Annotated in this window: 17 protein-coding genes and 1 tRNA gene; 8 read left to right on the forward strand and 10 right to left on the reverse strand. The window is 39.0% G+C overall.

Annotated elements, in window-relative coordinates; all coding sequences use genetic code 11:
• Positions 1 to 119: 119 nt before the first annotated feature.
• The 6 genes from G530_RS0100485 to G530_RS0100515 form a co-directional block, all read right to left on the reverse strand.
• Positions 120 to 593 carry a UpxY family transcription antiterminator gene (locus G530_RS0100485; RefSeq protein ID WP_026932652.1) on the reverse strand — a complete coding sequence of 158 codons (474 nt, stop codon included), beginning with the start codon at positions 591 to 593 and terminating at the stop codon, positions 120 to 122.
• A gap of 856 nt (positions 594 to 1,449) precedes the next feature.
• Positions 1,450 to 1,523, reverse strand: a tRNA-Asp gene (locus tag G530_RS0100495).
• Between the two features lie 86 nt (positions 1,524 to 1,609).
• On the reverse strand, positions 1,610 to 2,539 hold the full coding sequence (locus G530_RS0100500; protein ID WP_026932653.1) for a DUF58 domain-containing protein: 930 nt from the start codon (positions 2,537 to 2,539) through the stop codon (positions 1,610 to 1,612).
• An 82-nt stretch (positions 2,540 to 2,621) separates the two neighbouring features.
• Positions 2,622 to 2,939, reverse strand: coding sequence for a thioredoxin (gene trxA, locus G530_RS0100505; RefSeq protein ID WP_026932654.1), 318 nt, complete (start codon positions 2,937 to 2,939; stop codon positions 2,622 to 2,624).
• A gap of 275 nt (positions 2,940 to 3,214) precedes the next feature.
• The gene (gene dnaE / locus G530_RS0100510; protein ID WP_026932655.1) at positions 3,215 to 7,600 is read right to left on the reverse strand and encodes a DNA polymerase III subunit alpha; all 4,386 of its coding nucleotides are present in this window, start codon (positions 7,598 to 7,600) and stop codon (positions 3,215 to 3,217) included.
• Between the two features lie 289 nt (positions 7,601 to 7,889).
• Positions 7,890 to 8,336, reverse strand: a complete 447-nt coding sequence (locus G530_RS0100515; protein WP_026932656.1) for a ferritin-like domain-containing protein — start codon at positions 8,334 to 8,336, stop codon at positions 7,890 to 7,892.
• 269 nt (positions 8,337 to 8,605) lie between these two features.
• Here G530_RS0100515 and G530_RS0100520 point away from each other — a divergent pair, with 269 nt between their 5' ends.
• Positions 8,606 to 9,202, forward strand: a complete 597-nt coding sequence (locus G530_RS0100520; RefSeq protein WP_026932657.1) for a 30S ribosomal protein S16 — start codon at positions 8,606 to 8,608, stop codon at positions 9,200 to 9,202.
• Between the two features lie 13 nt (positions 9,203 to 9,215).
• Positions 9,216 to 9,743: a ribosome maturation factor RimM gene (rimM, locus tag G530_RS0100525; RefSeq protein ID WP_026932658.1), complete on the forward strand. Its 528-nt coding sequence runs from the start codon at positions 9,216 to 9,218 to the stop codon at positions 9,741 to 9,743.
• A 118-nt stretch (positions 9,744 to 9,861) separates the two neighbouring features.
• Here the strand turns inward: rimM and G530_RS0100530 are convergent, their stop codons facing one another.
• Positions 9,862 to 12,735: a leucine--tRNA ligase gene (locus tag G530_RS0100530; protein ID WP_026932659.1), complete on the reverse strand. Its 2,874-nt coding sequence runs from the start codon at positions 12,733 to 12,735 to the stop codon at positions 9,862 to 9,864.
• Between the two features lie 148 nt (positions 12,736 to 12,883).
• The gene (locus G530_RS0100535; protein ID WP_026932660.1) at positions 12,884 to 13,813 is read right to left on the reverse strand and encodes a ketopantoate reductase family protein; all 930 of its coding nucleotides are present in this window, start codon (positions 13,811 to 13,813) and stop codon (positions 12,884 to 12,886) included.
• A gap of 271 nt (positions 13,814 to 14,084) precedes the next feature.
• On the opposite strand from G530_RS0100535, the gene G530_RS0100540 reads away from it, so the two are divergent.
• Genes G530_RS0100540 through G530_RS0100565 form a run of 6 tightly spaced genes read left to right on the forward strand, consistent with a single transcriptional unit; the run spans position 14,085 to position 18,086 of the window.
• Positions 14,085 to 14,963 (forward strand): cell division protein FtsX, encoded by an 879-nt coding sequence (locus G530_RS0100540; RefSeq protein ID WP_026932661.1) that lies wholly within the window; start codon positions 14,085 to 14,087, stop codon positions 14,961 to 14,963.
• A gap of 3 nt (positions 14,964 to 14,966) precedes the next feature.
• The gene (locus G530_RS0100545) at positions 14,967 to 15,230 is read left to right on the forward strand and encodes a DUF3098 domain-containing protein (protein ID WP_026932662.1); all 264 of its coding nucleotides are present in this window, start codon (positions 14,967 to 14,969) and stop codon (positions 15,228 to 15,230) included.
• A gap of 5 nt (positions 15,231 to 15,235) precedes the next feature.
• Positions 15,236 to 16,030, forward strand: coding sequence for an undecaprenyl-diphosphate phosphatase (locus G530_RS0100550; protein WP_026932663.1), 795 nt, complete (start codon positions 15,236 to 15,238; stop codon positions 16,028 to 16,030).
• Positions 16,020 to 16,736 carry a tRNA pseudouridine(55) synthase TruB gene (gene truB, locus G530_RS0100555; RefSeq protein ID WP_026932664.1) on the forward strand — a complete coding sequence of 239 codons (717 nt, stop codon included), beginning with the start codon at positions 16,020 to 16,022 and terminating at the stop codon, positions 16,734 to 16,736. Before G530_RS0100550 ends, truB begins: the two co-directional genes overlap by 11 nt.
• A 22-nt stretch (positions 16,737 to 16,758) precedes the next feature.
• Positions 16,759 to 17,487, forward strand: coding sequence for an energy transducer TonB family protein (locus G530_RS0100560; protein ID WP_026932665.1), 729 nt, complete (start codon positions 16,759 to 16,761; stop codon positions 17,485 to 17,487).
• Between the two features lie 5 nt (positions 17,488 to 17,492).
• Positions 17,493 to 18,086 (forward strand): DNA-3-methyladenine glycosylase I, encoded by a 594-nt coding sequence (locus tag G530_RS0100565; RefSeq protein ID WP_026932666.1) that lies wholly within the window; start codon positions 17,493 to 17,495, stop codon positions 18,084 to 18,086.
• Here the strand turns inward: G530_RS0100565 and aat are convergent.
• Together aat and G530_RS0100575 are read right to left on the reverse strand one after the other, a co-directional pair.
• Positions 18,079 to 18,717: a leucyl/phenylalanyl-tRNA--protein transferase gene (gene aat, locus G530_RS0100570; RefSeq protein ID WP_026932667.1), complete on the reverse strand. Its 639-nt coding sequence runs from the start codon at positions 18,715 to 18,717 to the stop codon at positions 18,079 to 18,081. The genes G530_RS0100565 and aat overlap by 8 nt on opposite strands.
• A 181-nt stretch (positions 18,718 to 18,898) precedes the next feature.
• On the reverse strand, positions 18,899 to 19,273 hold the full coding sequence (locus G530_RS0100575; protein WP_026932668.1) for a DUF3127 domain-containing protein: 375 nt from the start codon (positions 19,271 to 19,273) through the stop codon (positions 18,899 to 18,901).
• Between the last annotated feature and the right edge of the window lie 3 nt (positions 19,274 to 19,276).

The following is a 19,276-nucleotide window of genomic DNA, read 5'->3' on the forward strand; positions in this document are numbered from 1 at the left end:
GGATAATTTTAGGGAAGAAAATAATAGACAGGTACTCTATTTACAACCAATCTACTATTTTAAAATAAATAGTTTTTTAAGGTGATTTGTATAATAAAATCGATTAACGGTAGGATATGCTAAATTAATTCTCTAACCTTTACATTGACGGTTATACCTATCCCTTTCAACACAAGTTTCATTCTTTTTGATCCAATACTCTGTACAATTCCTTTTTGATTTTGGAACGGCCCAGATTTTATTTTAACCATATTACCTAAAGAAATGCCTTCAATTCTAAGATCGTCACATGCATCATCTTCTAACCAATCTTTGATAATTTGAATTTCTTCATCCCTGGCGATTGCTGGTTTTCCTAACCAATACAAATATCTTACAACACCTGGATAATTAAATACTTTAGATCGTTCAGAGTTTTTTAATCTTATGAATACATAAGAAGTGAACAGTGGAACCTCCACCTTCTTCTTTCTATCACTCCATTGCCTAATTTCTTTAATAGTTGGACAAAAGACCTCAAAATTTGCGCCTTGTAGATTTTCTGCAACTTTCATTTCAGATTTTGGCTTAGTATATAAAACGTACCACCCCATTTTAAATAGATTTTCGGATAATAATAATTAGATTTATACGGTCCAATTAATAAATAGGATGTTCTAATAGGTGATTGATTAGGGGGTAAGAAATAATTACTTTAAGTATACCTGCTATACCATCTAAATCTATGGCTTCGCCACAAGAGTCCCAAAAATGTTTCCTCTTGAAATTAGATAATAACAAAATCTTGGGGACAGATTTAATAGTTATAGTAGGGAAATTAGTTTGTAGAATTACAACTAACATTAAATGAATTTATGAAAATGTTGCAAACTAACAAGTTCTAATATGTTAAATTTCAAACAGTTACACTTGAAATTAAATATTGTTCCTAATAAATAAGGAGAGAAACCTAATATAATTAGCAAAAATTTCATGAAATATATTCCATTCAATAAAAGATATTTAGAAATTAGTTTAAATAACTAAGAATTCGCTAATTAATAAAATTTTAACACATTCGTTTTAAGAGTGTTAACTGAATAAATTAAAATATCGATGAAGCGCATTTTTTAACTATTAAAAACTTGTACGCTTGGATACATTTTTAAACTTATAGATATAATCAGTAAATAGATAATATAAAATGAAATTAATATTAGCTCTATTTATATTGTAATTAAGAAAGCAATTAACCAAGAATGGATAAAGGTAGATTGACTAAGAAAATTGTAAAAACAAAAAAGCCTTCTTCCATCGAATGGAAAAAAGCTTTTCATTGGTTAACCAAAATCCACACAACAAGGATTATAACTGGTTAACTACACATCCCAGTCTCCTGGGACAAACAACACAACTAATCTTTAGCGCCAAAAAAAGCCCCCCGTATAGAGGAGCTTTTTTGCAATTTTGCGGTCTGGACGAGACTCGAACTCGCGACCCCCTGCGTGACAGGCAGGTATTCTAACCAACTGAACTACCAGACCGTTGCGTTATTGCGAGGGCAAATATACGCCCCTTTTTAGATTCACCAAACCTTTTTTTAAAATATTTCAAACTAATTTTTGAACCCTTATCCAAACTTTTGTTTTTCAAGCAAGTAAGCGGTCATAATATTATCGAAATTTTTATTGATGTCTGCCTCTACATATTTAATACGGTATTTAGCACACTGCATTTTTAGGTCGGCCAGGTACTTTTTTACCGCTTTCCTATAATTTTCTCTAATATTATCTGAATAAAGATCGACCTCAGCTCCTGTTTCTACATCAGTAAATCTTCGCGGCGTATTCACAAAGTTGAAATCCAGCTCCCTCTTTTCATCGATCACATGAAAAAGGATCACTTCATGCCGGTTATATTTTAAATGCCTTAAAGCTTCAAACAAGCGTTCCTCATCAGCATCTGCCTGGAACATATCAGTAAACAGGAAGATCAAGGACCTGCGCTTAAGTTTTTCAGCAATTTGATGCAAATAAGTATAGGTATCTGTATTCTTTCTTTTGGCAGAATCGCTTAAGATTTCGTTCAGTTTACTCAAAAGCATATGATGATGTCGCTCACTTGACTTCTCCGGTGCGTAAAATTCAAATTCATCACTATATATACTTACACCTACCGCGTCTCTCTGACGCTTTAATATCTCCATTAAACAAGCCGAAGCTAGAACAGAGAACCCAATTTTATTCAATGCACCTAAATTCTGAGCTTTCATGCCGGGATAATGCATGGAAGCGGAGTTATCTAGGATCAAATGACACCTTAAATTCGTCTCTTCCTCATAACGACGGGTATACAGCTTATCGGTCTTAGCATACAGTTTCCAGTCTATATGCCGGGTGCTTTCACCACTATTATATATTTTATGTTCGGCAAATTCCGCAGAAAAACCATGAAACGGACTCTTATGTATCCCAGAAATATAACCTTCTACCACCTGTTTTGCCAGGAGGTCCAGATGTAAAAATCCGCCGGTTTCGTGAAGTTCTTTTTCAATGTTCATAGGATGCATTAATGTAACTCAACTTTATGAATAAAAAAAGCCCCGCTAATTGCGGGGCTTAGATATTATATGTGAACAGTTATTACAATAACTGGTCTATCGCATCTGCGTAAGTTTGTTTTGGAGCAACTCCAACCTGACGTCCTACAACTTCTCCGTTTTGAAAAACAAGAACTGTAGGGATGTTTCTAACACCATATTTAGCAGCAAATTCCTGGTTAGCATCAACATCCAGTTTCCCAACAACGGCTTTCCCGTCATATTCAGTACTAATTTCGTCAATGATTGGTCCAACCATTCTACAAGGTCCGCACCATGCAGCCCAAAAGTCTACCATTACAGGCTTTTCACTTTTAAGTACCTGCTCTTCAAAATTTGCATCAGTTATTTCAATAGCCATAATATATTATGTTTTTTATGTTTCTAATTCGATTCGTAAAAGTAGTCAATAAAATAAATATTCCTTACACCACCAATATTGCATTTGACTATGAGCATATTGGTTAGCCCTATTTTGGGTCCTCACGCCTATGGCGTGACCGGGCTTTCGGCGCTACACGGTAGCTCGCCTCAATCCCTGGCCCAGACTTCAGAATGTTTCAGTCATTCTAAGCGCAGTCGAAGCACTATTCTCTGAGATCCTGAATCAAGTTCAGGATGACGTTAAAATAAAGATTAATTCAACTTATACATAAACTGCTCTTTCTCCAAGGCCTCGATCAACTCTTGTGAAATCTTGATCTTATGTTTTCTACTAGGCATACGCAGTTTTACCTGCTCTTCCATTTCATAAACCACAAAATTCAAATGACAATCCCCCTTATGAGACATAAAAGTATCTTTTAACCACTCTATCTTTTCATTCTTAAGATCATTAATATTAAGCTGGATGGTTAGCTTCTTAGCATTTTTATCCATCACATCATGTAGAAGATTCATTTCCCTGAATTGTATTCTAGGCTCTCCCTTCTTTCCCGTATCCTTATTTGTCCAACCTTCTTTCACAAAGATCTTCATATGTATAAAGTTGTTAGGAACAAAGAAGTGCTTCATCCTCAAATACTCTTCTCCAAATATTTTAAACTCATAAGATTCATCATAGTCCTCAACGGTAAATATCGCCCAGCCTTTCCCGTTCTTGGAAACCCGGTGCTGCACATCTACCACTACACAACCCATTGTAAGATCACGATTCACAATAGCCTCGAGATCTCTGCAATCTGATAATTTTCCGTTACAGAAATAATTCATTTCGATCTTGAAATCGTCAAGAGGGTGACCCGAAATATAGATCCCCACAACTTCCTTCTCACGTCGTAATTTCTCCATGGTTCCCCATTCTTCACATCCTGGAACTTCAGGTTCCGGGATCTGAACATCACTGGCTTCACCAAAAAGGCTCACCTGTGAAGAATTCTGACTCTCCTGAAACTTCTGAGCGTACTTCACTACTTTTTCAAGGAAACTCATTCCGTTCCCGTCATCGTGGAAATACTGTGCTCTATGCGTGGTTCCAAAACCATCAAATCCTCCTGCCAGGGCAAGATTTTCAAATGCCTTTTTATTCGCAGCTCTTAAGTCTATTCTCTTTGCCATATCGAAAATTGATCGATATGGTCCTTCTTTTGATTTTCTGTTTTCAACTATGGTCTTCACCGCTCCGGAACCAACTCCCTTAATTGCTCCCATTCCGAATCGAACAGCATTGTCTTTATTTACAGAGAACTTATAATAAGATTCATTTACATCTGGTCCAAGAACATTCAGCTTCATTCGTTTACATTCTTCCATAAAGAACGTAACCTGCTTAATGTCGTTCATATTATTCGAAAGTACCGCTGCCATATATTCCGCAGGATAATGTGCTTTCAAATAGGCCGTTTGATAGGCGATCCAAGCATAACAGGTGGAGTGAGATTTATTAAAAGCATAAGAAGCGAAGGCTTCCCAGTCTTTCCATATCTTCTCCAGAACTTCTGTTGGATGCCCTTTCTCCTCTCCTCCACCAATGAACTTCGGCTTTAATTCTGCAAGTAAAGCGGCGATCTTTTTACCCATCGCTTTACGAAGCATATCGGCTTCACCTTTGGAAAAACCGGCGAGTTTCTGTGAAAGAAGCATCACCTGCTCCTGGTAGACCGTAATTCCATAGGTTTCTTCCAGGTACTCTTCCATTTCTGGAAGGTCATACGCGATCTCCTCATCCCCATGTTTACGGGCAATGAAACTTGGAATGTATTCCATCGGCCCCGGACGATATAAGGCGTTCATTGCAATAAGGTCATCAAAAACCGTTGGTTTCAACGACTGCATGTGTTTCTGCATCCCGGGAGATTCATACTGGAATACCCCAACTGTCTCTCCTCTCTGGAACAACTTATAAGTTTCCTCATCGTCCAGCGGGAAATTATCCGGGTCCAGGTCTACATCATGTCTCCCCTTTACAATTTTCACAGTATCCTTAATTAAGGTCAGGGTTTTAAGACCCAGGAAATCCATTTTTAGCAGCCCGGCACTTTCAACAACCGAGTTATCAAACTGAGTCACATAAAGATCTGAGTCTTTAGCTACCGATACCGGTACATAGTTGGTAATATCCCCGGGAGTAATGATCACCCCACAGGCGTGAATACCTGTATTTCGTACTGAACCTTCAAGAATTCGAGCCTGATTCACAGTTTGCGCCTCCAGGTCATCTCCTTCAGATATATTAAAGAGTTCGTTTATTTTTTCAATTTCTTCACTACGGAATTTAGACTTGATCGTCTTTTCATCCATTGCGAATAGCTTTCCTAGCTTGGTATTCGGAATAAGCTTCGCGATCCTGTCTGAATCCATCAACGGCAGATCCAGAACTCGGGCGGTATCACGAATTGAAGATTTTGCAGCCATGGTACCATAGGTAATGATCTGTGCCACCTGGTTTGCTCCATATTTCTCGATCACATAATCCATTACCCGGCTTCGACCCTCATCATCAAAGTCAATATCAATATCGGGCATACTCACACGATCCGGATTAAGAAATCTCTCAAAAAGTAAATCGTATTTGATCGGATCGATATTGGTGATCCAAAGGCAATATGCCACTACAGATCCCGCTGCAGATCCACGTCCCGGCCCTACCGAAACACCCATCTCTCTGGCCGCACGAATAAAATCCTCTACAATAAGGAAGTACCCGGGATATCCGGTATTTTCAATAACCGATAACTCAAAATTTAAACGATCCTCTATTTCCGGGGTGATCTCCGGATATCGCTTTTTAGCTCCTTCAAAAGTGATATGCTTTAAAAATGCGTTTTCACCTCTTTTACCACCATCAGCTTTATCTTCTTCACTTATAAATTCTTCCGGGATCTCAAAAGCCGGAAGCAATACATCCCTGGCCAGTTCAAATGGCTCAATTTTATCTACTATTTCCTGAATATTACTAATCGCGTCTGGCAGGTCTTTGAAGAGTTTCTTCATTTCGCTTCCAGACTTGAAGTAATATTCCGTATTAGGTAATCCGTAACGATAGCCACGTCCACGTCCTATTGGAGTTGCCTGCTTCTCCCCGTCTTTTACACAAAGTAAAATATCATGGGCATTGGCATCTTCCTGTCTCCAGTAATAAGTATTATTAGTTGCGATCAATTTCACCTCATGCTTCCTGGAAAATTCTATCAAAACAGGATTTACCCTGTTCTCATCCTCCTGGTCATGACGCATAAGTTCGATATACAGATCTTCACCAAATTCTTCTTTCCACCAGAGCAAAGCTTCTTCAGCCTGCTTTTCTCCAACATTTAAAATCTTACTTGGCACTTCACCATAGAGGTTACCAGTGAGGACGATTATGTCCTCTTTATATTGCTTAATGACTTCTTTATCTATACGAGGCAAATAGTAGAACCCATCTGTATAGGCCTTGGAAGACATTTTAGCCAGATTGTGATAACCATTCTTATTCTTGGCCAGCATCACTATCTGGTATCCGTTATCCTTTCGGCTCTTATCTAAATGATTTTCACAAACAAAAAATTCACAGCCAACAACTGCCTTTAATGGTTTCTTCAGATCCTCACCATTTTCCTCGGCAGTTGCATTATGTTCTTTTACACTCTTATTATAAGTCCCTACTTCTTTTACAAAGTGAAAAGCACCCATCATATTTGCATGATCGGTTAGTGCAACCGCGCTCATACCTTCTTCTGCAGCCGCAGCAACCAGATCTGGAATACTTATAGTGGACTGTAATACTGAAAATTGGGAATGATTATGTAAATGAGCAAAAGGAACCTCATCAAGTTTTTCCAGGTTCTCCTGGATCTCTTCATTAGAAATATCATCTGAAGGCTGTTGCTTTTCCAGCCTTTTCCTGATCTTATCTGAAGCTTTCTTAAGATTGATATGCTTCAGCCCTATAAGCTCTATGCGCTGCGGATTTTCTTCTGAAAAGTTTTCAAAATAATTGGCAGGAACATCCAGTTCTTCTACTGTATAAATCCTTTGACGAATTAATTCAAGAAAACAACGTGTAGTTGCTTCAACATCGGCAGTTGCGTTATGCGCTTCCGCAAAAGCCTGGTCAAATAAAAATTCATGAAGCTCGGTAAGGGTTGGTAATTTAAATTTACCACCACGACCACCGGGAATTTTACAAAGTTCGGCCGTCTTTTCTGTACAGGTATCCAGAACTGGCATTTCCTGTAGCGAATTATCAAAATCTCTCCTGATGAATTCCGCTCCCATTATATTAAGGTCAAAACCTACATTCTGACCCACTACAAATTTTGATCTTTTCAGGGCCGTATTGAATTTTTCCAACACCTCATCCAACGGAATCCCCTGTTCCTTTGCCAGATCTGTTGAGATACCATGAATTCGCTCAGAATCATAAGGAATATCGAAACCTTCAGGCTGCACCAGGTAATCCTGATTTTCTATAAGATTCCCCATCTCATCGTGCAACTGCCAGGCGATCTGTATACATCGCGGCCAATTATCAGAATCGGTTAGAGGGGCATCCCAGCGCTTGGGAAGACCAGTGGTTTCAGTATCAAAAATGAGGTACATTCCTTAGTATTTTTAAGCCTTTATGAAGATAAATTAGTGGTTTGCAAAATTAAACCATCCGGGCTAAAATAAGGACTTTTATCCCTGAAATAAAACTTTGTTTTCAGGAATTATTAACTGTAAAAAAAGCCTCACAAAATACTGAATAAACAGCTAATTTGTGAGGCCTGATACGAACACTAAAAACTACTACTACTTCAATCAAACATTGCTCGCATCTTTGGGTATACTATCTTTCAGTATCGTGTCATTGGGGTGATTTTCCCGAAAGACTATTAATAGTAGTATACTAAGCTTGTTTTTCTAATGTCTTTACTTCATTTAAAGAAGCGACAATAGCGTTTTTCTGTTTTAATAAAATGTTTCCGGTAGATGCTGGAATTTCTGAGTCTTTCAATATATCCTCATACTCTTCTATTGCAGCCTTTTCTCCGCGAATCGCTTCTTCTAAAACCGACTCATCTTTATCATTGGTTAAGGTTGCCTTTAAATTCATCCATGATCTATGCACATCTCCAGCAAGACTTGTTCCCTTATCTGGATTCTCACCAAAATTCCTGATTTCATTTTTCAATTCATGTCCAAAATCATATCTTTCCTGAGCACGCTCAGTAAAAAATGCTTTTAAACGCTCATTCTTAACTTTTTCCGCTGCCAGTTTGTATCCTTTCTCAGCATCATAATTTTTTTCCAGTAACTCATTTAGTTTCTTAGAAATCTCATTTGAATAACTCATAGCTCTTTTTCTGTTTTTCTTTTGAGTAAAGATAAGGTCAGTAATCTGCCCCAACAACCTCTTTAACAGGGTTTAGCACTTATTAACCTCTTTTAACAGCAAGCCCGAATTTTAACCAAATTTCTTCCTAAATATTATGTTTAGCATATCTAATAATTCAGCCACACATTCCAACAATTTAATTTCAGAAAACCTTGGAAATAAGAAAAATGTAGTATCTTTGCGCACTTATTAATAACCGGGGTCGAGAACCCCAAAATTTAATTTTTATGCCAGTAAAAATAAGATTACAAAGACACGGTAAAAAAGGAAAACCTTTTTTCTGGATCGTAGCTGCGGATACCCGCGCTAAAAGAGACGGTAAATTTTTGGACAAATTGGGAATCTACAATCCTAACACGAATCCTGCTACTATCGAATTAGATGTAGATGGAGCTGTTAAGTGGTTGCAAAATGGTGCTCAACCAACAGATACCGCTCGTGCTATCCTTTCTTACAAAGGAGCTCTTCTTAAGAAACACCTTGCAGTAGGTGTGAATAAAGGAGCTTTAACTGAAGAGCAAGCTGAGGAGAAATTCACAGCATGGTTAGAAGAAAAAGAAGGAAAGATCGGAGCTAAAAAAGATTCTTTGAGCAAAGCTCAGGAAGCTGAAAAAGCTAAAGCTCTAGAGGCTGAGAAAGAAGCTAACGCTAAGCGTGAAGCTGAATTCAAGGATGCTGAAGAAGCTGAAGCGAAAGCTACTGCTGAGGCTGAAGCTGCTGCAACTGCAGAAGCTACAGATGAGGCTACAGTAGAAGCTGCTGAAGAAGAGGTGGAAGCTGCAACTGCAGAAGAAGCTAAAACTGAAGACAAAAAAGACGCTTAAATAGCAGCCAGCGATGACTAAGGAAGAATGCTTCTACCTCGGGAAAATCGTGGCAAAATTTAGCTTTAAGGGAGAGGTGCTCATTAAACTGGACACCGATGAACCCGAAACTTACACAGAAATGGAATCAGTTTTCGTTGAATACAACGATAATCTGGTTCCATTTTTTATTGAAAGATCCTACCTCCACAAAAGCACCCTCCTACGTGCTAAATTTGAAGATATAGATACAGAAGATGATGCCGAAGATATGATAGGCACCGATCTCTATCTTCCATTAACCATGCTGCCGGAACTTCCTGAGGATAAATTTTACTTTCATGAGATCATAGGTTTTGATGTGATCGATGCTGAACATGGTAATATTGGGAAAATAGTCTCTATAAACGACTCTACTGCCCAGGCTTTATTCGAAATAGACAAAAATGGTAAGCAGATCCTTATTCCTATGAATGACCAATTCATTGATAAGATTGACAAAAAGAACTCTAAGCTCCATGTAATCACCCCTGAAGGTCTGGTTGACCTATACTTAGGCTGATCCTCCTTTATTTCTCCGGTTATCAAGAGATGCTGAAACAAGTTCAGCATGACGCTAATGCATAAAAAAAACCGCCCTCTTTCGAAAGCGGTCATTATCAGTTTATATAGTAAATGGCCTAGCCTACAATATTTACAATTTTACCCGGCACTACGATCACTTTTTTAGGAGTTCGACCATCCAGTTGCTTATGTGTTCGATCATCTGCCATCACCGTTTTTTCAATTTCATCTTTACCCATATCTAACGGAAGTTCCATCGTAAATCTCATTTTTCCATTAAAGGAAACCGGATAGTTCTTCATGCTTTCTACCAGATACTTCTCCTCGAAAACAGGATAGCTCGCCGTAGTAACAGATTCTGAATTCCCTAACTTCTCCCAGAGCTCCTCTGCTATATGAGGAGCATATGGAGCGATTAATACTACAAGCGGCTCAAGTACTTCCCTGCTATTACATTTTTGAGCAGTCAATTCATTTACACAGATCATAAAAGTAGAAACCGAAGTATTAAAGCTGAAATCCTCAATATCCTCTGTTACTTTCTTTATCGTCTTATGCAGACTCTTCAATGAATCTGCAGAAGCCTTATCATCAGAAACAGAAAAATCTTCTCCATTGTGATACAGCTTCCAGAGCTTTTTCAGGAAGTTATGTACTCCGGTAATTCCTGCGGTATTCCATGGTTTTGCCTGTTCTAATGGCCCAAGAAACATTTCATACATTCTTAAAGTATCTGCTCCATAATCATGGCAAATCTCATCAGGGTTCACTACATTGTATTTGGATTTGGACATTTTCTCCACTTCCCTGCCTACAACATATTTTCCGTCTTCAGTCAGGAATTTAGCATCTGCAAATTCTGGTCGCCATTTTTTAAAGCCTTCAATATCCAGTTCATCTGATGAATTCACCAGAGAAACATCGGCATGTATAGGCTGCACGCTATTTCCTTTGATCTGATTTTTGGAAACAAAAACATTTTCCCCTTCAAGTCTGTATACGAAAGCGCTGGTTCCCAGGATCATTCCCTGGTTGATCAGTTTTTTAAATGGCTCTTCAACGGTTAAAAATCCGCGATCATGTAAGAACTTCGTCCAGAATCTGGAATATAATAGGTGTCCTGTAGCATGTTCGCTACCACCTATATATAGATCTACATTTTCCCAGTATTGCTGAGCTTCTTCAGAAACAAAACGATCTGGATTTCCAGAATCCATATATCTGAAAAGATACCAGCTACTACCAGCCCAACCCGGCATGGTATTCAGCTCTAAAGGATAGATTCCGTTGTCTTGAGACCCATCGACTTCGCTCAGGGTGACATCAGAATTAGATTCGTCATGCTGAACTTGTTTCAGCATCTTATTGGGAACTACTTCATTTTTCTCTGTATCCCAGGCCCAATCGGTTGCATTTCCTAATGGTGGCTCGCCGGTTTCGGTAGGCAGGTATTTCTCAACTTCAGGCAACCTTAAAGGAAGGTGCTCAAGGTCTATCATTTTAGGTAAACCATTCACATAATAAACCGGGAATGGCTCTCCCCAATATCTCTGGCGGCTAAATACCGCGTCTCTCAACCTGTAATTCGTTTTTCCGTAACCCTGACCAGTTTTCTCCAGCTCAAGAATTACTTTATTAAGTGCCTCTTTATATTCCAGTCCGCTTAGGAAATCTGAATTCGCGATCACCGTACCTTCTTTTCCCGCATATGCTTCCTGGGAAACATCTATATTTTCAAAAATATTCGGAATTGGCAGATCAAAATGTCTTGCAAAATCATGATCACGTTGATCTCCACATGGAACCGCCATTACCGCCCCGGTTCCGTATCCGGCAAGCACATAATCCCCGATCCAGATCGGTATAGATTCATTTGTAAACGGATGTTCCGCATAAGCACCGGTAAACACACCGCTAATGGTCTTCACATCGGCCATACGCTCACGTTCACTCCTTTTGGCACTGGCCTGAATATAAGCGTCTACATCTTCTTTTTGCGCTGAAGTAGTTATCTCTTTTACCAGGTCATGTTCTGGTGCAAGGGTCATAAAGCTAACTCCGAAAATAGTATCGGGACGGGTAGTAAAAACACCAACTTTATGATCTGTATCTTTAATATTGAAGTCTACATGAGCTCCAACAGATTTCCCGATCCAGTTACGCTGACTTTCCTTTAAACTTTCAGTCCAGTCTATTTTATTAAGATCTTGAAGCAGTCTTTCTGCGAAAGCAGAAATTCTCATGCTCCATTGGGTCATTTTCTTTCTAACTACGGGATATCCTCCACGTTCAGAAACACCATTTACGATCTCATCATTCGCCAGAACGGTCCCTAATTGTGGACACCAGTTCACTTCAGCTTCCGCTAAATAAGTCAGGCGATATTTCAGCAATATTTGCTCTTTTTCATCCTGAGAATATTTATTCCATTCTTCAGCAGAAAATTCCTCAAAATCATCATCGCAAGCTGCATTTATTCTCGAGTTACCTTCCGAAGAAAAAATGTCTTCCAATTCAGAGATCGGACGGGATTTCTCAGCTTCCTGGTCATACCAGCTTTCGAAAAGCTGAATAAAGATCCATTGGGTCCATTTATAATAGTCTGGTTCACTGGTTCTCACTTCGCGGCTCCAGTCAAAAGAAAACCCTATCTTATCTAATTGCTCACGATAGCGAGCTATATTATTCTCTGTAGTTACCGCAGGATGTTGCCCGGTTTGAATAGCGTATTGCTCTGCCGGAAGCCCAAAACTATCATATCCCTGGGGATGCAACACATTGAAGCCTTTGTGACGCTTAAAACGCGCGTAGATATCACTGGCGATATAACCCAGCGGATGCCCAACATGCAAGCCTGCTCCCGAAGGATAAGGGAACATATCCAGCACATAATATTTTGATTTATCAGAATCGTTTGAAGCTTTGAATGTCTGGTTCTCTGCCCAGTATTTCTGCCATTTTTCCTCGATCTTATTAAAGTGGTAACTCATCTTCTATCGCTTTCTTTTAGATTTCGTCATGCTGAACTTGATCCAGCATCTAAAAATAAGACCCTGAATCAAGTTCAGGGTGACGTATTTTAACCTGCCTGCAAAAATACAATTTTAAAGGACTTATGCGGAATGATTAGATGTTCTATTATTTCGAATTTCGAGCGGCAGTTTCCATAGGTTTCAGGCACTCATAGATATACCTGTTCACCGGAGTTTCAATCCCCAACTTTTCTCCTTCTTTTACAATAAAGCCATTGAAATTTTCTAATTCTGAAGGTTTACCGTTCATGAGGTCTCTCTGAGTTGAAGCGGTAGTTCCTTCCGGCTGAGAATTAATGATCTCGAAGACCATTTCCACATGTTTTTCACTGAGCGGAATGCCTTTTGCTTTTCCAACTTCGATGATCTCTTTAGCCGAATCTCTCATCATATCATATAGAAACTTACTGTCCCGAATCTTATCTATAGGAACCCGAGTGAGCCCCCCAATACCACTGATAGTGCAGATAAAAAGGAATTTTTTCCATATTTCAAGCTGAATACTTTCCGGAATATTATTTTCGATTCCTGCCTCATCAAGAATGTCGTGAATTTTCATCACACGATCTGATCTCGAATTATCATTTTCCCCAAAAACGATCTTTGGCTCGTAAGCCGCATGTTTGATCTTTCCAGGTTTTTCAATAAAACTAACGACGAAGCACAGACCTGCCAGAACATTTTCTTCTGGAAGCACTTCTATTAATTTCTCATAATTATTTGCACCGTTCTGCAAAGGAAGAACGATCGTATTTTCTCCTATTATCGGCTTTAATTCTTCAGCGACAGACGGAATTTGCCAGGATTTGATTCCCAGAATAATGAGATCTGGTTTTGGAACTTCAGCAACTTCTGAAGTCGCAACCGTCGGCTTCACCTTAAAATTTCCTTTGATACTTTCAACCTCAAGTCCGTTTTTTTGAATAGCTTTTAAATGATCTCCCCTGGCGATCATACTAACATTATGCCCGGCTTCTGCCAGCCTTCCACCAAAATAACCTCCAACACCACCTACACCGTAAACCAGTATTTCCATAAATCGAATTTTATCAAATTTAGGAAACTTAGAGCGAACGTCACTCTGAACTTCAGGGTCTGTAGATGAGATGCTGAAGCAAGTTCATCATGACATCCCTGTGTTGCACTGAGCTTGTCGAAGTGCATTTCTTCAAACGCATGCTTCGACAGGCTCAGCATGACATTCTTAGATAAAAAAGAAGGATTCCCAATATTTTCAAAAGTTTAAACGTTTTAAAGATTAGGAAAGCTGAACTTTCTTATTTTTACAAAAAATCTGAAGTCAATCTATGACCACATCTTTTGAAAGGTATCAGAAACGCCGACTCATATCTTCCTATTTTTCAGTAGTTATCAGTATTTCTTTAGTACTATTCTTATTAGGAATGCTGGGCCTTTTGGTATTGAACACTAAAAAGGTTGCCGATCATTTTAAAGAGCAGATCGCACTTACTGTTTACCTGAAAGATAACGCTAAGGAAGTCGAAATTGAGCAATTAAAGAAAAGCCTGGCCATGGCCGACTATACCAAGTCTACCACTTATGTTTCTAAAGAAGATGCTGCCGAGGCGCATAGTGAGGAAATTGGCGAAGATTTCATGGAATTCCTGGGCTATAATCCTCTTCAGAATTCTATAGATGTATATATGAATGCAGATTTTGTGTCTTCTGAACAGGTAGACCAGATCGCAGAAGATCTCACTTCAAAGAATTTTGTAGACGAGGTGGTTTATGACAAACCGCTTATCGCTTTATTAAACGATAACGTAAAAAAAATTAGTTTCTGGGTTTTAATAGCCAGCAGCGTTTTCACGTTCATTGCTGTGCTATTGATTAACAGTAGCATTAGATTAGCTGTGTATTCAAAAAGATTTATTATTAAGACCATGCAAATGGTTGGAGCCACCAAAGGTTTTATTAGAAGACCATTTATATGGCAAAGCGTAAAACTTGGACTTATAGGAGCAATTCTGGCATTAATAGGAATGGCTGCAGTATTATATTACCTGAACAACAGTTTTACTGAACTTAATCTTTTGGGAGACGTAAAAATGCTGGTGATCTTATTCTCAGGGATTTTCCTGATGGGAATTGTAATTACATGGATAAGTACGTATTTTGCCACCTCGCGTTTTCTAAACTTGAAAACCGACGAACTATATTATTAGAAGATGAAAAAGGATAAGGAGATTCACAACGGCGGTAGTTTTAATACCGGATTTGTATTCGGGAAGAAGAACTACACCTTTATGTTCATAGGGTTGGCGGTGATCGCATTAGGCTTTATATTAATGTCTGGCGGTGGTAGCGAAGATCCTAACGAATTTAATGATGCCATCTATAATTTTCAAAGAATTCGACTTGCACCGGCTATGGTGCTAATTGGTTTTGCCATTGAGGTATATGCCATTTTGTTGAATCCTAATAAAAAATAAAAAGTTTGGACGTATTAGATGCCGTGATCCTTGGGATCATCCAGGGACTTACCGAATTTTTACCTGTATCCTCCAGTGGACATTTAGAATTAGGAAAAGCTATTTTAGGGGACACCAGTGTGCCCGAAGAGTCACTACTATTTACAGTTGTACTTCACTTTGCCACTGCATTGAGTACGATCGTGGTCTTTAGAAAAGACATTATAGAAATCATAGGCGGCTTGCTAAGTTTTAAATGGAATGAGGAAACTCAATTCTCATTAAAGATCATCGTTTCCATGATCCCGGCAGTTCTTGTTGGGCTCTTATTCGAAGAACAATTAGAAGCTTTATTTGGGGGAAATATCCTTTTCGTAGGCTTTATGTTATTGATCACTGCATTACTGCTTTGGCTGGCTGATAAAGCCAAGAATACAGGTAAAAAAGTAAGTTACAGTAATGCATTCGTAATTGGGGTATCTCAGGCAATCGCCATGTTACCAGGAATTTCAAGAAGTGGAGCTACCATTTCAACTTCAGTATTACTGGGGAACGATAAAACAAAAGCAGCAAGATTCTCATTTTTAATGGTAGTACCATTAATCTTCGGGAAGATCGCTAAAGATCTTTTAAGCGGTGAGCTGAAGGAAAGCAATGCCGATTTCACCATTCTGGCAGTTGGCTTTGTGGCAGCATTCCTGGCCGGACTTGTTGCCTGCACCTGGATGATAGCTCTGGTTAAGAAAAGCAAACTTTCATGGTTTGCCGTGTATTGTTTTGTAGTGGGACTGGCGGCTATTATTTTTGCATATGCGCAATAAGGAAATTACTCCGGAAGAATTTAAAACAGGACAGGTATTACTTTTTGATAAACCACTTAACTGGACTTCTTTTCAGTTAGTAAATAAAGTGCGATGGCTTATCAGAAAAAGTTGTAATATAAAAAAGATCAAGGTAGGCCACGCCGGAACATTAGATCCGTTAGCCACCGGATTACTGATCATTTGCACCGGAAAATTCACCAAAACGATTCCCGAACTTCAGGGGCAAATCAAGGAATATACAGGAACATTTACTATTGGAGCTACTACCCCATCCTTCGATCTTGAAACAGAAATTGACGAAAAATTCCCCACAGATCATATTACTGCAGAGCTTCTTCAGGAAACCACAAAAAAATTCATAGGCGAAATTGACCAAACTCCGCCTGTTTTCTCCGCTTTAAAGAAAGACGGAAAAAGGCTTTACGAATATGCCAGGGAAGGCAAGGAAGTTGAAGTTAAATCCAGGAAGGTTGAAATTTCGGAATTTGAGATCGATTCAAAAGAATTTCCCAAGGTTCATTTCAGGGTGGTTTGCAGCAAAGGAACTTATATTAGAAGTCTTGCTCATGAATTTGGCCAGGCATTGCATAGCGGAGCACATCTTTCAGAATTAAGGAGAACTGCGATTGGTGATCATTCTGTAGAAAAAGCGATGGATATCGAATATTTCGAAAAATTGCTACCTTCACGAGAGAATAATTAAGTCTACCGACTGTTAACTGTATATGAAACGTTTTGAGGATTTTTTTGATAAGCATAAAGCGCTTATCCTAACTACACTTTCGTTTGCTGTCCTGATGCTGGCTCTGTATAATTTTAAACTCGCCAACAACAATCAAGCTACGGCTGAAATGATGGTGGATCTCGATCAATTCAAAGTTAAAGAAAAAGAAGAGGTAGAACCTGAACAGCCCGAAGAGGCACAACGGAGAAATCCAAGAGATGTTCAAACTCACCAGGCTTATAATCAGGATAAAGAAACCCGGGAAGCAGATTTTAAAAATCAACTGGATAAGATCTTCGAAAAGAATTCGGCTCAACAGGAACAATCTGAAAATGAAGACTCCGAAGGTTCCGAAGGAAATTATGCCTTGAGCAAAAAGAATGCTGAAGACAGGAAAAAGCGATCAGACGGAGATGATTCGGCTGAAGAAGCTTCTCAAAAATCTGCAGCTTACGATTATAGTTCCATTTCATATTCGTTAAAAGGTAGACGAGCCGTGAAAATTCCTAATCCGGTATACACATGTGATCAGGCCGGAAAAGTGGTGATCAATATCACGGTAGATGCGAACGGCTATGTTCTGGACAGCTCAGTGAACAAGGGAAGTTCAACAACTTCTAATGAATGTCTTACAGATCGTGCTCTGGAATATTCTTCAGGAGCTAAATTCAGTAAACTGGCTGGGAGAGATTCTCAGATAGGGACAATTACTTATCATTTTAGATCTTAGAAATTATGGAAGATATAAAACGTTGTGGCTGGTGTGTAGGTGATCCATTATATGAAGCTTATCACGATCATGAATGGGGAGTTCCTGTACTGGATGACGACACTTTATTTGAATTTCTAACCCTGGAAACCTTTCAGGCGGGACTAAGCTGGATCACCGTACTTCGAAAAAGAAATAATTTCAGAGAAGCTTTTGATAATTTCGACTATCGAAAAATAGCGCAATACAAAGATGCCAAGATCACCGAATTAATGCAGAATGCCGGTATTATCAGGAATCAAATGAAAATCAGGGCCACTGTGACCAATGCAAGGGAATTTATAAAAATTCAGGATGAATTTGGCAGTTTCAGTAAATACATCTGGCAATTTGTAGATGGCAAGCCTATACAAAATGAAGTTGAAGATTATAAAAAGGCACCTGCCACTACAGACCTCAGTGATAAACTAAGCAAAGATCTTAAAAAGAGAGGCTTCAAATTTGTAGGTTCCACCGTGATCTACGCCCACATGCAGGCTACCGGCATGGTGAACGATCATCAGACAGATTGCTTCCGGTATAAGGAAGTAAAGAAGCTAGGAGAGAAAATTTCTATTTAAGATATTCCAGGAATTCCGATCTGGGGATCTCATCTGCTCCCAGACTTTCCAGATGGCTGGTATATATCTGGCAGTCTATTAATTTCACCCCATCCCTTTCCAGTTTTTGAACCAGCTTTATAAATCCAAATTTAGAAGCATTACTGGCCTTGGCGAACATACTTTCCCCACAGAATACCTGCTTGTCCTTTAGATAAATTCCATAAAGTCCACCTACTAAATCCTCATTATCCCATACTTCTACAGAATGCGCTAAACCTTCTTTATGTAGTTGAAGATAATTCTCCTTAATTTCGGGAGTTATCCAGGTTCCATCCTGGCCTTTTCTATCTACCTGCCCGCAATTCTCAATAACTCTTTCAAACTCCTGATTGAAAGTAACCTGGAACTTATCCTGGTTTAAAAAGGGTCGCATGCTTCTGGCTATTCTAAGATCTTCAGGGAAAAGAACCATTCTTGGATCTGGTGACCACCAAAGGACCGGTTGCCCTTCACTATACCATGGAAAAACACCTTTATAATAAGCCTCTTTCAACCTTTCAGGACTTAGATCTCTACCCACAGCAAGTAATCCCTCGCTGTCTGCGAAACTCACCGGTGGCAATTCCTGGTCTGGATAGATAAAATACAAATGATATTATTTTAATAATTGAAAATAAAAAAGTCCGGCGAATTTTCTAACCGGACTTTGATTTTATTATATCGAACTTCGACAAGCTCAGTTCTACAAATAATTTTAAAATGAGACATCTCTAACAAAAGTGAAAGATCTCTATAGATTTCTCTCATTGATCGAAATGACTCAAATTGCCTTAGAAAGGAAGATCATCATAATCTTCTTCATTAAGATCGCTAGCCGGCTCGAACTGGTCCGGTGGTGGCACGTTAGAGCCACCTGACGGCTGCTGTGCTGCAAGATTTTCAATTCTCCAACCCTGGATAGAATTGAAATACTTAGTCTCACCCTGTGGGCTTACCCATTCACGTCCTCTAAGGTTTACTCCAATCTTAACCGGTTGCCCAACCTGAAATGCATCTAAAAGACTGCATTTATCCTGAACGAACTCGATCATTATATGTTGAGGATACTGCTCCTCTGTGGTTACAACCATTTCTCTTTTCTGAAATCCGTTGCTTCCAAATGTTTTTGTGTCGCCAATAAGCTTAATTTTTCCCTGTACTTCCATTGT

It is taken from the genome of Christiangramia echinicola DSM 19838 (assembly GCF_000423065.1).
GTDB classification, from domain to species: domain Bacteria; phylum Bacteroidota; class Bacteroidia; order Flavobacteriales; family Flavobacteriaceae; genus Christiangramia; species Christiangramia echinicola.